The 14,578-nt window shown below is 49.1% G+C and carries 5 protein-coding genes and 7 rRNA genes; 2 read left to right on the plus strand and 10 right to left on the minus strand.

Annotated features, from left to right (window positions below; translation table 11 throughout):
• Window positions 1-3: 3 nt before the first annotated feature.
• Together FJQ87_RS00170 and istB are read left to right on the plus strand one after the other, a co-directional pair.
• Window positions 4-474: a hypothetical protein gene (locus FJQ87_RS00170; protein ID WP_206194356.1), complete on the plus strand. Its 471-nt coding sequence runs from the start codon at window positions 4-6 to the stop codon at window positions 472-474.
• 10 nt (window positions 475-484) lie between these two features.
• The gene (gene istB / locus FJQ87_RS00175) at window positions 485-1,231 is read left to right on the plus strand and encodes an IS21-like element helper ATPase IstB (RefSeq protein ID WP_140929976.1); all 747 of its coding nucleotides are present in this window, start codon (window positions 485-487) and stop codon (window positions 1,229-1,231) included.
• A gap of 51 nt (window positions 1,232-1,282) precedes the next feature.
• Here istB and FJQ87_RS18645 read toward each other — a convergent pair whose 3' ends face one another.
• The 10 genes from FJQ87_RS18645 to rrf (FJQ87_RS00220) all read right to left on the minus strand — a co-directional run bounded on the left by FJQ87_RS18645 (window position 1,283) and on the right by rrf (FJQ87_RS00220) (window position 14,498).
• Window positions 1,283-1,453 carry a hypothetical protein gene (locus tag FJQ87_RS18645; protein ID WP_168195110.1) on the minus strand — a complete coding sequence of 57 codons (171 nt, stop codon included), beginning with the start codon at window positions 1,451-1,453 and terminating at the stop codon, window positions 1,283-1,285.
• A gap of 80 nt (window positions 1,454-1,533) precedes the next feature.
• The gene (gene tnpB, locus FJQ87_RS00180; protein WP_140929977.1) at window positions 1,534-1,884 is read right to left on the minus strand and encodes an IS66 family insertion sequence element accessory protein TnpB; all 351 of its coding nucleotides are present in this window, start codon (window positions 1,882-1,884) and stop codon (window positions 1,534-1,536) included.
• On the minus strand, window positions 1,881-2,225 hold the full coding sequence (locus tag FJQ87_RS00185) for an IS66 family insertion sequence element accessory protein TnpB (protein WP_140929978.1): 345 nt from the start codon (window positions 2,223-2,225) through the stop codon (window positions 1,881-1,883). The genes tnpB and FJQ87_RS00185 overlap by 4 nt, the downstream gene beginning before the upstream one ends.
• Window positions 2,226-2,419: 194 nt before the next feature.
• Window positions 2,420-2,535 (minus strand): 5S ribosomal RNA (rrf, locus tag FJQ87_RS00190).
• A 100-nt stretch (window positions 2,536-2,635) separates the two neighbouring features.
• Window positions 2,636-5,528 (minus strand): 23S ribosomal RNA (locus FJQ87_RS00195).
• A 300-nt stretch (window positions 5,529-5,828) separates the two neighbouring features.
• Window positions 5,829-7,375: ribosomal RNA gene (locus FJQ87_RS00200) — 16S ribosomal RNA — on the minus strand.
• 1,025 nt (window positions 7,376-8,400) lie between these two features.
• Window positions 8,401-8,516 (minus strand): 5S ribosomal RNA (gene rrf / locus FJQ87_RS00205).
• Between the two features lie 102 nt (window positions 8,517-8,618).
• Window positions 8,619-11,511: ribosomal RNA gene (locus FJQ87_RS00210) — 23S ribosomal RNA — on the minus strand.
• Between the two features lie 299 nt (window positions 11,512-11,810).
• Window positions 11,811-13,357 (minus strand): 16S ribosomal RNA (locus FJQ87_RS00215).
• Window positions 13,358-14,382: 1,025 nt separating this feature from the next.
• Window positions 14,383-14,498 (minus strand): 5S ribosomal RNA (rrf, locus tag FJQ87_RS00220).
• Together the 16S, 23S and 5S rRNA genes form the textbook arrangement of a ribosomal RNA operon.
• Window positions 14,499-14,578 lie beyond the last annotated feature (80 nt).

Genomic DNA, 14,578 nt, shown 5'->3' on the forward strand with positions numbered 1-14,578 from the left:
TGAGTGAGCCATACCGTTACCATTGAGGCTACCACGCAAATCATCTGTGTGTACTACCAAGGGAATATCGTGGCACAGCACCCCAGAAAACATCAGGACGGAGGCTTCACCACCGTTAAAGAGCATATGCCTGATGCGCACACCAAACAGCGCTGGAGTAGTGAAAGGTTACTGGGTTGGGCTGACAGCATTGGTAGCGGCGTCAGAGCGGTTATCGCCTTCCAGCTTGAGCATCGTCAACATCCGGAGCAGGCAGTTAAAAGCTGCTTGGCTATCTTGAGTCTGGCCAAAAAGTACAGTAACGAACGACTCGAAGCCGCGAGCCAGATGTCGCTGCTACTGGAGCAGCCGTACCTGAAAGTGATAACAAATCTGCTTATGAATAACAAAGAGCAATGCTCAGTCGCAAGTGTTACAGATGAACAGCCTGCACTGACCCACCATAACATCCGCGGCCAACATTATTACCAATAAGGAACCCCATATGAGTTTAGCGACATTACATGAGCAACTACGCGCATTACGGCTTGGCCACTTCACCCAGGCGTTGCAGCAGCAACAATCACAACCCGATACGTACACGGATATGAGCTTTGAAGAGCGACTGAGTTTGTTGGCAACACATGAACTGCTTTGCCGTGATAACACTAAAGTACAACGGTTAACAAGGCAGGCTAAATTACGTATTGATGCACGAGCCAACCACATAGACTACCGTGCCAATCGAGGGCTGCGTAAAGATAAAATTGCCGCCTTACTCAATGGCCAATATCTGCACTACAACCAAAACATAATCCTAACAGGGGCAACTGGCTGCGGTAAAACCTATCTTGCCTGCACACTAGCCACGCAAGCTTGTAACCAACACCAGAGCGTACGTTACTATCGGCTCGGAGAGTTATTGGATGAGCTACAACTCGGTCGGGTCGACGGTTCATACCGCCAGCAGCTTAACGCCTTGGCTAAACGCAAATTGCTAATACTGGACGACTGGGGCATGGAAGCATTAACGGCACGTCAGGCAAATGATTTATTGGACGTAATGGAAATACGTTACCAGCAATCAAGTACCATCATAGCAAGCCAAATACCGGCCAGTGAGTGGTACAAACTGATCCCGAGTCCAACTATTGCAGATGCACTATTAGATCGGTTATTACATAACAGCCACAGAATTGAATTAACAGGAGAGTCGATGAGAAAACTAGACCAATCCGATCACTTAGCGTAAAAATACAGTTATAAAAAAAGACGGTTTATAGGTGATCGGATAACTCCGGAATCACTGTTCGGAATCACCGAAATACGCAACAAAGCCTTCAGCACTTTTGCCGAATTGTTTTTGTTGAGCCAAGCGCCAGCGCTCTTCCAAGGCTGCGATGAGTGCATCCTTCTGCGCTAACAGTTTTTCAAGTTCAGCAATGCGCTGTTTAAGGGCGAGTTCATTTTTCATGACGCCTATGTTAAGGCATATCGAAAGGCTTTGTAGTGCTAATTGACCTTGTTTTGATGATCATCAATTGATCGCAAATATTAACGTAGTTGCTTACCCGTCACATCAATTTTACTGTGGCCAATGACATCATAACCCCCTAATAACCCGTGTAATTGCTGCTCGGATAATGTCATGGTGGGTGATATGAGTTTGGGCCATTTGAACTTATGCTTGTCTAATCGCTTATACCATAGCGCAAAGCCGGTGTTATCCCAATAAAGTAATTTGAGTTTATCGTGGCCTTTATTGCAAAACACAAAGAGTGCACCATTAAGGACGGACAGCTCTAGCTCTGCTTCGACTAAAGCCGCCAAATCGTTAATTGATTTACGAAAATCGACAGCATCGGCACATAAATAGACGGAAGGCACATCAACAAACATCTTCATACCATTAGCCCCTTAATGATGGTAACTATATCCGTTGTTGCTAAATCCGCTGGAAGAGTGAGTTGGCCGGTTCGCGTATTAAACAGCATAGGTTGTTGGTGAGTTTGCGTGCAGACTTCAGTGGTGGTTTGTTTTAGTTGTATAAAGCGTGATTGAGTGGCGTGAGATGTTTGCTCTGACACGCTTGGCTGGTACTGTTGCTTACCCAGTAAAGCGCGCTGTTTATAATAGGTGGTAATCGAGACATTATGTTGCTGGCAAAATTCGATATTAGTGCCACTAAAAGTATTGCGTTGTAAAAGTAACTGTCGCCACTGCTGACTTGTTTTGTGAGTTGTCATCACCTGCTCCAAATTTATCAATGAGCAGATATTTTCAAATAATCAGATTAACGATGCGAGGTGTGGTTCGCTGGACGGTTACCTTATTTGTGGTAATAACAAAACTAACTAGCGTCAATACCATAAAAATGCCAAACGAAAAAAGCCCGTTGCATGGCAACAGGCTTTATCGACTCTCTTGCGAGAAATTAGGCGCCTGGAGATGACCTACTCTCGCATGGGGAAACCCCACACTACCATCGGCGCGACTGCGTTTCACTTCTGAGTTCGGAATGGGATCAGGTGGTGCCACAGTGCTATGGTCTCCAGACAAATTTGGAAATTCAGAAAGCTAATTATTGAGTACTCAATCTTCAATCAAGTATTTTTCGATTCTTTCAGGCTTGTTCAGTAAAACCCATCTGGGTTGTATGGTTAAGCCTCTCGGGTCATTAGTACAAGTTAGCTCAACGCCTCACAACGCTTACACACCTTGCCTATCAACGTCCTAGTCTCGGACGGCCCTTCAGAGGACTTATAGTCCTAGGGATGACTCATCTTGGGGCTCGCTTCCCGCTTAGATGCTTTCAGCGGTTATCGATTCCGAACGTAGCTACCGGGCAATGCCATTGGCATGACAACCCGAACACCAGCGGTTCGTCCACTCCGGTCCTCTCGTACTAGGAGCAGCTCCCCTCAATCATCCAACGCCCACGGCAGATAGGGACCGAACTGTCTCACGACGTTCTGAACCCAGCTCGCGTACCACTTTAAATGGCGAACAGCCATACCCTTGGGACCGACTTCAGCCCCAGGATGTGATGAGCCGACATCGAGGTGCCAAACACCGCCGTCGATATGAACTCTTGGGCGGTATCAGCCTGTTATCCCCGGAGTACCTTTTATCCGTTGAGCGATGGCCCTTCCATTCAGAACCACCGGATCACTATGACCTACTTTCGTACCTGCTCGACGTGTCTGTCTCGCAGTTAAGCTGGCTTATGCCATTGCACTAACCGTACGATGTCCGACCGTACTTAGCCAACCTTCGTGCTCCTCCGTTACTCTTTGGGAGGAGACCGCCCCAGTCAAACTACCCACCAGGCACTGTCCCTAATCCCGATAAGGGACCTAGGTTAGAACATCAAAACTACAAGGGTGGTATTTCAAGGACGACTCCACACAAACTAGCGTTCATGCTTCAAAGTCTCCCACCTATCCTACACATGTAGGTTCAATGTTCAGTGCCAAGCTATAGTAAAGGTTCACGGGGTCTTTCCGTCTAGCCGCGGGTATACGGCATCTTCACCGCAATTTCAACTTCACTGAGTCTCGGCTGGAGACAGCGTGGCCATCATTACGCCATTCGTGCAGGTCGGAACTTACCCGACAAGGAATTTCGCTACCTTAGGACCGTTATAGTTACGGCCGCCGTTTACCGGGGCTTCGATCATGAGCTTCTCCGAAGATAACCCAATCAATTAACCTTCCGGCACCGGGCAGGCGTCACACCGTATACTTCATCTTGCGATTTTGCACAGTGCTGTGTTTTTGATAAACAGTTGCAGCCACCTGGTATCTGCGACTCCCGCTAGCTTAGAGAGCAAGTCTCATCACCGGCAGGAGCGTACCTTCTCCCGAAGTTACGGTACCATTTTGCCTAGTTCCTTCAGCCGAGTTCTCTCAAGCGCCTTGGTATTCTCTACCCGACCACCTGTGTCGGTTTGGGGTACGATTCCTGCTAACCTGAAGCTTAGAAGATTTTCCTGGAAGCATGGCATCAACTACTTCAGTCCCTTAGGACCTCGTCATCAGCTCTCAGCGTAAGTATTCCCGGATTTGCCTAAGAATACCGCCTACCACCTTAAACGCGGACTACCAACGCCGCGCTAGCCTAGCCTTCTCCGTCTCTCCATCGCAGTTAGCACAAGTACGGGAATATTAACCCGTTTCCCATCGACTACGCCTTTCGGCCTCGCCTTAGGGGTCGACTCACCCTGCCCCGATTAACGTTGGACAGGAACCCTTGGTCTTCCGGCGAGGGGGTTTTTCACCCCCTTTATCGTTACTCATGTCAGCATTCGCACTTCTGATACCTCCAGCGTGGGTTACCCCTTCACCTTCAACGGCTTACAGAACGCTCCTCTACCGCGCATCTCTAATGAAATGCACCCGTAGCTTCGGTGACTAGCTTAGCCCCGTTACATCTTCCGCGCAGGCCGACTCGACTAGTGAGCTATTACGCTTTCTTTAAATGATGGCTGCTTCTAAGCCAACATCCTAGCTGTCTAAGCCTTCCCACATCGTTTCCCACTTAGCTAGTACTTTGGGACCTTAGCTGACGGTCTGGGTTGTTTCCCTTTTGACAACGGACGTTAGCACCCGCTGTCTGTCTCCCGCATAGTACTCATTGGTATTCGGAGTTTGCAAAGGGTTGGTAAGTCGGGATGACCCCCTAGCCTTAACAGTGCTCTACCCCCAATGGTATTCGTGCGAGGCGCTACCTAAATAGCTTTCGAGGAGAACCAGATATCTCCCGGTTTGATTGGCCTTTCACCCCCAGCCACAAGTCATCCGCTAATTTTTCAACATTAGTCGGTTCGGTCCTCCAGTTGATGTTACTCAACCTTCAACCTGCCCATGGCTAGATCACCGGGTTTCGGGTCTACACCTAGCAACTAAACGCGCAGTTAACACTCGGTTTCCCTACGGCTCCGCTATTCGCTTAACCTCGCTACTAAATGTAAGTCGCTGACCCATTATACAAAAGGTACGCAGTCACGGTCTCAAGAACCGCTCCCACTGCTTGTACGTATACGGTTTCAGGTTCTATTTCACTCCCCTCACAGGGGTTCTTTTCGCCTTTCCCTCACGGTACTGGTTCACTATCGGTCAGTCAGGAGTATTTAGCCTTGGAGGATGGTCCCCCCATGTTCAGACAACATATCACGTGTGCCGCCTTACTCGTTTTCATCTAAGGTTAGTTTTCATGTACGGGACTATCACCCTGTACCGTTGGACTTTCCAGACCATTCCACTAACACCCCCTAGACTTAAGGGCTAATCCCCGTTCGCTCGCCGCTACTTAGGGAATCTCGGTTGATTTCTTTTCCTCTGGGTACTTAGATGTTTCAGTTCCCCAGGTTCGCCTCATACAGCTATGTATTCACTGTATGATGACCACTTATGTGGCCGGGTTTCCCCATTCGGACATCGTTAGCTCAAATGCTTGTTACTAGCTCGCCAACGCTTTTCGCAAGTTACTACGTCCTTCATCGCCTCTGACTGCCAAGGCATCCACCGTATACGCTTAGTCACTTAACCATACAACCCAAATGAGTTTCACTTGAGCGTATTGCAACTAGCTGGTTTTTACTGTCTCTTGCTTTCGCAAAAGAACGCCTTGATTTACTTCATTTCTGAAGTTAAAGAATATCCAAAACACTTGATTAAAGTATTTTGAGAACTCAATTTTGTATCACCTAATGCTTGCGCACTAAGTTCTACTATCAGCTTTCCAAATTTTTAAAGAACGACATCCCTTCAAAGGAAGGTAATGTTTTGCTCGTCAACAAGACAAGGCAATCTGTGTGAACACTCAACAGTAATTCTAAATCGCATAGGTAAGGAGGTGATCCAGCCCCAGGTTCCCCTAGGGCTACCTTGTTACGACTTCACCCCAGTCATGAACCACACCGTGGTAAACGCCCTCCCCGAAGGGTTAAGCTATCTACTTCTGGTGCAGCCCACTCCCATGGTGTGACGGGCGGTGTGTACAAGGCCCGGGAACGTATTCACCGTGGCATTCTGATCCACGATTACTAGCGATTCCGACTTCATGGAGTCGAGTTGCAGACTCCAATCCGGACTACGATCGGCTTTGTGAGATTAGCTCCACCTCGCGGCTTTGCAACCCTCTGTACCGACCATTGTAGCACGTGTGTAGCCCTACTCGTAAGGGCCATGATGACTTGACGTCGTCCCCACCTTCCTCCGGTTTATCACCGGCAGTCTCCCTAGAGTTCCCACCATTACGTGCTGGCAAATAAGGATAAGGGTTGCGCTCGTTGCGGGACTTAACCCAACATTTCACAACACGAGCTGACGACAGCCATGCAGCACCTGTCTCAGAGTTCCCGAAGGCACTAAGCTATCTCTAGCGAATTCTCTGGATGTCAAGAGTAGGTAAGGTTCTTCGCGTTGCATCGAATTAAACCACATGCTCCACCGCTTGTGCGGGCCCCCGTCAATTCATTTGAGTTTTAACCTTGCGGCCGTACTCCCCAGGCGGTCTACTTAATGCGTTAGCTTGAGAGCCCAGTGTTCAAGACACCAAACTCCGAGTAGACATCGTTTACGGCGTGGACTACCAGGGTATCTAATCCTGTTTGCTCCCCACGCTTTCGTGCATGAGCGTCAGTCTTTGTCCAGGGGGCCGCCTTCGCCACCGGTATTCCTTCAGATCTCTACGCATTTCACCGCTACACCTGAAATTCTACCCCCCTCTACAAGACTCTAGTTTGCCAGTTCAAAATGCAATTCCCAGGTTGAGCCCGGGGCTTTCACATCTCGCTTAACAAACCGCCTGCGCACGCTTTACGCCCAGTAATTCCGATTAACGCTCGGACCCTCCGTATTACCGCGGCTGCTGGCACGGAGTTAGCCGGTCCTTCTTCTGTAGGTAACGTCACAGCTAACGGGTATTAACCGTCAACCTTTCCTCCCTACTGAAAGTGCTTTACAACCCGAAGGCCTTCTTCACACACGCGGCATGGCTGCATCAGGGTTTCCCCCATTGTGCAATATTCCCCACTGCTGCCTCCCGTAGGAGTCTGGGCCGTGTCTCAGTCCCAGTGTGGCTGATCATCCTCTCAGAACAGCTAGGGATCGTCGCCTAGGTGAGCCTTTACCTCACCTACTAGCTAATCCCACCTGGGCTTATCCATCAGCGCAAGGACCCGAAGGCTCCCCTGCTTTCCCCCGTAGGGCGTATGCGGTATTAGCAGTCGTTTCCAACTGTTATCCCCCACCAATGGGCAAATTCCCAGGCATTACTCACCCGTCCGCCGCTCGCCGGCAAAGTAACAAGTTACTTCCCGCTGCCGCTCGACTTGCATGTGTTAGGCCTGCCGCCAGCGTTCAATCTGAGCCATGATCAAACTCTTCAATTAAAGTTTTGTTCGGACCCGAAAGTCCTGCTCAATGAATTCTGTCGATTCGATGATAAATCATCAAATTTGCATGTTATGCGGACATCGTTCGTTGAAGTCTCTTGCGAGACGTGTTAAATCGTTGTCGATTTATCAACTACTGTGAATGTCCACACAGATTTGCTTGTCTTCTACTTGTTAAAGAACGTTGCCGCTACGGGCTAGGGATGCGTATTTTACGCATTTCCTGTTGTGCGTCAAGTGTTTTATTCAACAACTTGTCGCCACTTCTGAATACCTTAAGTAGTCAGTAAGTCGTCACTATCGGCTGCGTTGCCGCGCCATCTCGTGTCGATGGGCTGCATTATAGGGAGTGTTCGCTATTGTGCAAGCGCTTTTCGCCATAAAGTGTCATTATTTATTTACACTCAACTTACGACCATGACGCGCACAACTTACCCCCAGAGTTACCCACAGCGCATTCATAAATTCAGTAGGCTGGACCTCGCGGATCTCTCGCTCTATCAAGGTTATCCATGACGAACTTCCCCAGTGAAAGGGCTAATCCCTTTGGTTTTCGCTAAGCCACCATCATCAAAAAGCACCAGAATTTACTTATCGTGCAATAAAAGCCGCTAACCAAACTTTCTTTGGCACAAAAAACACTTCAAAGTGAACCCAATGGAAACCTTACATAATTTTCATCCACTCTGAGTCAGCGTTTTGTGGCAAGAGTCAATCATCGCGATGACGATTAAACTTATCGTTGAGTGAGCATTTAACCTAATTTTGGCGGCTATATTGCTACCAAACAGTCTATCCCATAAGAATTGATAAGAGAAAGATGTCTAAATGAAGAGCGCATACGGCTCGCCAAAGGTCTGATTGGTCGATAAACACCACGATTAACATGCTGCTAAGGCAACGATTGGGCTAGCAAGCCCTAGTGCCAGAGGTTATCAGCGTATGTTAACAAAAAATTCCAAACGAAAAAAGCCCGTTGCGTGAGCAACGGGCTTTATCGACTCTCTTACGAGAAATTAGGCGCCTGGAGATGACCTACTCTCGCATGGGGAAACCCCACACTACCATCGGCGCGACTGCGTTTCACTTCTGAGTTCGGAATGGGATCAGGTGGTGCCACAGTGCTATGGTCTCCAGACAAATTTGGAAATTCAGAAAGCTAATTATTGAGTACTCAATCTTCAATCAAGTATTTTTCGATTCTTTATCAGGCTTGTTCAGTAAAACCCATCTGGGTTGTATGGTTAAGCCTCTCGGGTCATTAGTACAAGTTAGCTCAACGCCTCACAACGCTTACACACCTTGCCTATCAACGTCCTAGTCTCGGACGGCCCTTCAGAGGACTTATAGTCCTAGGGATGACTCATCTTGGGGCTCGCTTCCCGCTTAGATGCTTTCAGCGGTTATCGATTCCGAACGTAGCTACCGGGCAATGCCATTGGCATGACAACCCGAACACCAGCGGTTCGTCCACTCCGGTCCTCTCGTACTAGGAGCAGCTCCCCTCAATCATCCAACGCCCACGGCAGATAGGGACCGAACTGTCTCACGACGTTCTGAACCCAGCTCGCGTACCACTTTAAATGGCGAACAGCCATACCCTTGGGACCGACTTCAGCCCCAGGATGTGATGAGCCGACATCGAGGTGCCAAACACCGCCGTCGATATGAACTCTTGGGCGGTATCAGCCTGTTATCCCCGGAGTACCTTTTATCCGTTGAGCGATGGCCCTTCCATTCAGAACCACCGGATCACTATGACCTACTTTCGTACCTGCTCGACGTGTCTGTCTCGCAGTTAAGCTGGCTTATGCCATTGCACTAACCGTACGATGTCCGACCGTACTTAGCCAACCTTCGTGCTCCTCCGTTACTCTTTGGGAGGAGACCGCCCCAGTCAAACTACCCACCAGGCACTGTCCCTAATCCCGATAAGGGACCTAGGTTAGAACATCAAAACTACAAGGGTGGTATTTCAAGGACGACTCCACACAAACTAGCGTTCATGCTTCAAAGTCTCCCACCTATCCTACACATGTAGGTTCAATGTTCAGTGCCAAGCTATAGTAAAGGTTCACGGGGTCTTTCCGTCTAGCCGCGGGTATACGGCATCTTCACCGCAATTTCAACTTCACTGAGTCTCGGCTGGAGACAGCGTGGCCATCATTACGCCATTCGTGCAGGTCGGAACTTACCCGACAAGGAATTTCGCTACCTTAGGACCGTTATAGTTACGGCCGCCGTTTACCGGGGCTTCGATCATGAGCTTCTCCGAAGATAACCCAATCAATTAACCTTCCGGCACCGGGCAGGCGTCACACCGTATACTTCATCTTGCGATTTTGCACAGTGCTGTGTTTTTGATAAACAGTTGCAGCCACCTGGTATCTGCGACTCCCGCTAGCTTAGAGAGCAAGTCTCATCACCGGCAGGAGCGTACCTTCTCCCGAAGTTACGGTACCATTTTGCCTAGTTCCTTCAGCCGAGTTCTCTCAAGCGCCTTGGTATTCTCTACCCGACCACCTGTGTCGGTTTGGGGTACGATTCCTGCTAACCTGAAGCTTAGAAGATTTTCCTGGAAGCATGGCATCAACTACTTCAGTCCCTTAGGACCTCGTCATCAGCTCTCAGCGTAAGTATTCCCGGATTTGCCTAAGAATACCGCCTACCACCTTAAACGCGGACTACCAACGCCGCGCTAGCCTAGCCTTCTCCGTCTCTCCATCGCAGTTAGCACAAGTACGGGAATATTAACCCGTTTCCCATCGACTACGCCTTTCGGCCTCGCCTTAGGGGTCGACTCACCCTGCCCCGATTAACGTTGGACAGGAACCCTTGGTCTTCCGGCGAGGGGGTTTTTCACCCCCTTTATCGTTACTCATGTCAGCATTCGCACTTCTGATACCTCCAGCGTGGGTTACCCCTTCACCTTCAACGGCTTACAGAACGCTCCTCTACCGCGCATCTCTAATGAAATGCACCCGTAGCTTCGGTGACTAGCTTAGCCCCGTTACATCTTCCGCGCAGGCCGACTCGACTAGTGAGCTATTACGCTTTCTTTAAATGATGGCTGCTTCTAAGCCAACATCCTAGCTGTCTAAGCCTTCCCACATCGTTTCCCACTTAGCTAGTACTTTGGGACCTTAGCTGACGGTCTGGGTTGTTTCCCTTTTGACAACGGACGTTAGCACCCGCTGTCTGTCTCCCGCATAGTACTCATTGGTATTCGGAGTTTGCAAAGGGTTGGTAAGTCGGGATGACCCCCTAGCCTTAACAGTGCTCTACCCCCAATGGTATTCGTGCGAGGCGCTACCTAAATAGCTTTCGAGGAGAACCAGATATCTCCCGGTTTGATTGGCCTTTCACCCCCAGCCACAAGTCATCCGCTAATTTTTCAACATTAGTCGGTTCGGTCCTCCAGTTGATGTTACTCAACCTTCAACCTGCCCATGGCTAGATCACCGGGTTTCGGGTCTACACCTAGCAACTAAACGCGCAGTTAACACTCGGTTTCCCTACGGCTCCGCTATTCGCTTAACCTCGCTACTAAATGTAAGTCGCTGACCCATTATACAAAAGGTACGCAGTCACGGTCTCAAGAACCGCTCCCACTGCTTGTACGTATACGGTTTCAGGTTCTATTTCACTCCCCTCACAGGGGTTCTTTTCGCCTTTCCCTCACGGTACTGGTTCACTATCGGTCAGTCAGGAGTATTTAGCCTTGGAGGATGGTCCCCCCATGTTCAGACAACATATCACGTGTGCCGCCTTACTCGTTTTCATCTAAGGTTAGTTTTCATGTACGGGACTATCACCCTGTACCGTTGGACTTTCCAGACCATTCCACTAACACCCCCTAGACTTAAGGGCTAATCCCCGTTCGCTCGCCGCTACTTAGGGAATCTCGGTTGATTTCTTTTCCTCTGGGTACTTAGATGTTTCAGTTCCCCAGGTTCGCCTCATACAGCTATGTATTCACTGTATGATGACCACTTATGTGGCCGGGTTTCCCCATTCGGACATCGTTAGCTCAAATGCTTGTTACTAGCTCGCCAACGCTTTTCGCAAGTTACTACGTCCTTCATCGCCTCTGACTGCCAAGGCATCCACCGTATACGCTTAGTCACTTAACCATACAACCCAAATGAGTTTCACTTGAGCGTATTGCAACTAGCTGGTTTTACTGTCTCTTGCTTTCGCAAAAGAACGCCTTGATTTACTTCATTTCTGAAGTTAAAGAATATCCAAAACACTTGATTAAAGCATTTTGAGAACTCAATTTTGTATCACCTAATGCTCGCGCACTAAGTTCTACTATCAGCTTTCCAAATTTTTAAAGAACGACATCCCTTCAAAGGAAGGTAATGTTTTGCTCGTCAACAAGACAAGGCAATCTGTGTGAACACTCAACAGTAATTCTAAATCGCATAGGTAAGGAGGTGATCCAGCCCCAGGTTCCCCTAGGGCTACCTTGTTACGACTTCACCCCAGTCATGAACCACACCGTGGTAAACGCCCTCCCCGAAGGGTTAAGCTATCTACTTCTGGTGCAGCCCACTCCCATGGTGTGACGGGCGGTGTGTACAAGGCCCGGGAACGTATTCACCGTGGCATTCTGATCCACGATTACTAGCGATTCCGACTTCATGGAGTCGAGTTGCAGACTCCAATCCGGACTACGATCGGCTTTGTGAGATTAGCTCCACCTCGCGGCTTTGCAACCCTCTGTACCGACCATTGTAGCACGTGTGTAGCCCTACTCGTAAGGGCCATGATGACTTGACGTCGTCCCCACCTTCCTCCGGTTTATCACCGGCAGTCTCCCTAGAGTTCCCACCATTACGTGCTGGCAAATAAGGATAAGGGTTGCGCTCGTTGCGGGACTTAACCCAACATTTCACAACACGAGCTGACGACAGCCATGCAGCACCTGTCTCAGAGTTCCCGAAGGCACTAAGCTATCTCTAGCGAATTCTCTGGATGTCAAGAGTAGGTAAGGTTCTTCGCGTTGCATCGAATTAAACCACATGCTCCACCGCTTGTGCGGGCCCCCGTCAATTCATTTGAGTTTTAACCTTGCGGCCGTACTCCCCAGGCGGTCTACTTAATGCGTTAGCTTGAGAGCCCAGTGTTCAAGACACCAAACTCCGAGTAGACATCGTTTACGGCGTGGACTACCAGGGTATCTAATCCTGTTTGCTCCCCACGCTTTCGTGCATGAGCGTCAGTCTTTGTCCAGGGGGCCGCCTTCGCCACCGGTATTCCTTCAGATCTCTACGCATTTCACCGCTACACCTGAAATTCTACCCCCCTCTACAAGACTCTAGTTTGCCAGTTCAAAATGCAATTCCCAGGTTGAGCCCGGGGCTTTCACATCTCGCTTAACAAACCGCCTGCGCACGCTTTACGCCCAGTAATTCCGATTAACGCTCGAACCCTCCGTATTACCGCGGCTGCTGGCACGGAGTTAGCCGGTCCTTCTTCTGTAGGTAACGTCACAGCTAACGGGTATTAACCGTCAACCTTTCCTCCCTACTGAAAGTGCTTTACAACCCGAAGGCCTTCTTCACACACGCGGCATGGCTGCATCAGGGTTTCCCCCATTGTGCAATATTCCCCACTGCTGCCTCCCGTAGGAGTCTGGGCCGTGTCTCAGTCCCAGTGTGGCTGATCATCCTCTCAGAACAGCTAGGGATCGTCGCCTAGGTGAGCCTTTACCTCACCTACTAGCTAATCCCACCTGGGCTTATCCATCAGCGCAAGGACCCGAAGGCTCCCCTGCTTTCCCCCGTAGGGCGTATGCGGTATTAGCAGTCGTTTCCAACTGTTATCCCCCACCAATGGGCAAATTCCCAGGCATTACTCACCCGTCCGCCGCTCGCCGGCAAAGTAACAAGTTACTTCCCGCTGCCGCTCGACTTGCATGTGTTAGGCCTGCCGCCAGCGTTCAATCTGAGCCATGATCAAACTCTTCAATTAAAGTTTTGTTCGGACCCGAAAGTCCTGCTCAATGAATTCTGTCGATTCGATGATAAATCATCAAATTTGCATGTTATGCGGACATCGTTCGTTGAAGTCTCTTGCGAGACGTGTTAAATCGTTGTCGATTTATCAACTACTGTGAATGTCCACACAGATTTGCTTGTCTTCTACTTGTTAAAGAACGTTGCCGCTACGGGCTAGGGATGCGTATTTTACGCATTTCCTGTTGTGCGTCAAGTGTTTTATTCAACAACTTGTCGCCACTTCTGAATACCTTAAGTAGTCAGTAAGTCGTCACTATCGGCTGCGTTGCCGCGCCATCTCGTGTCGATGGGCTGCATTATAGGGAGTGTTCGCTATTGTGCAAGCGCTTTTCGCCATAAAGTGTCATTATTTATTTACACTCAACTTACGACCATGACGCGCACAACTTACCCCCAGAGTTACCCACAGCGCATTCATAAATTCAGTAGGCTGGACCTCGCGGATCTCTCGCTCTATCAAGGTTATCCATGACGAACTTCCCCAGTGAAAGGGCTAATCCCTTTGGTTTTCGCTAAGCCACCATCATCAAAAAGCACCAGAATTTACTTATCGTGCAATAAAAGCCGCTAACCAAACTTTCTTTGGCACAAAAAACACTTCAAAGTGAACCCAATGGAAACCTTACATAATTTTCATCCACTCTGAGTCAGCGTTTTGTGGCAAGAGTCAATCATCGCGATGACGATTAAACTTATCGTTGAGTGAGCATTTAACCTAATTTTGGCGGCTATATTGCTACCAAACAGTCTATCCCATAAGAATTGATAAGAGAAAGATGTCTAAATGAAGAGCGCATACGGCTCGCCAAAGGTCTGATTGGTCGATAAACACCACGATTAACATGCTGCTAAGGCAACGATTGGGCTAGCAAGCCCTAGTGCCAGAGGTTATCAGCGTATGTTAACAAAAAATTCCAAACGAAAAAAGCCCGTTGCGTGAGCAACGGGCTTTATCGACTCTCTTACGAGAAATTAGGCGCCTGGAGATGACCTACTCTCGCATGGGGAAACCCCACACTACCATCGGCGCGACTGCGTTTCACTTCTGAGTTCGGAATGGGATCAGGTGGTGCCACAGTGCTATGGTCTCCAGACAAATTTGGAAATTCGGAAAGCTAATTATTGAGTACTCAATCTTCAATCAAGTATTTTTCGATTCTTTCAGGCTTGTTCA

Origin of the sequence: Shewanella sp. SNU WT4, assembly GCF_006494715.1 — a bacterium.
In the GTDB taxonomy this organism is placed as follows: Bacteria; Pseudomonadota; Gammaproteobacteria; order Enterobacterales; family Shewanellaceae; genus Shewanella.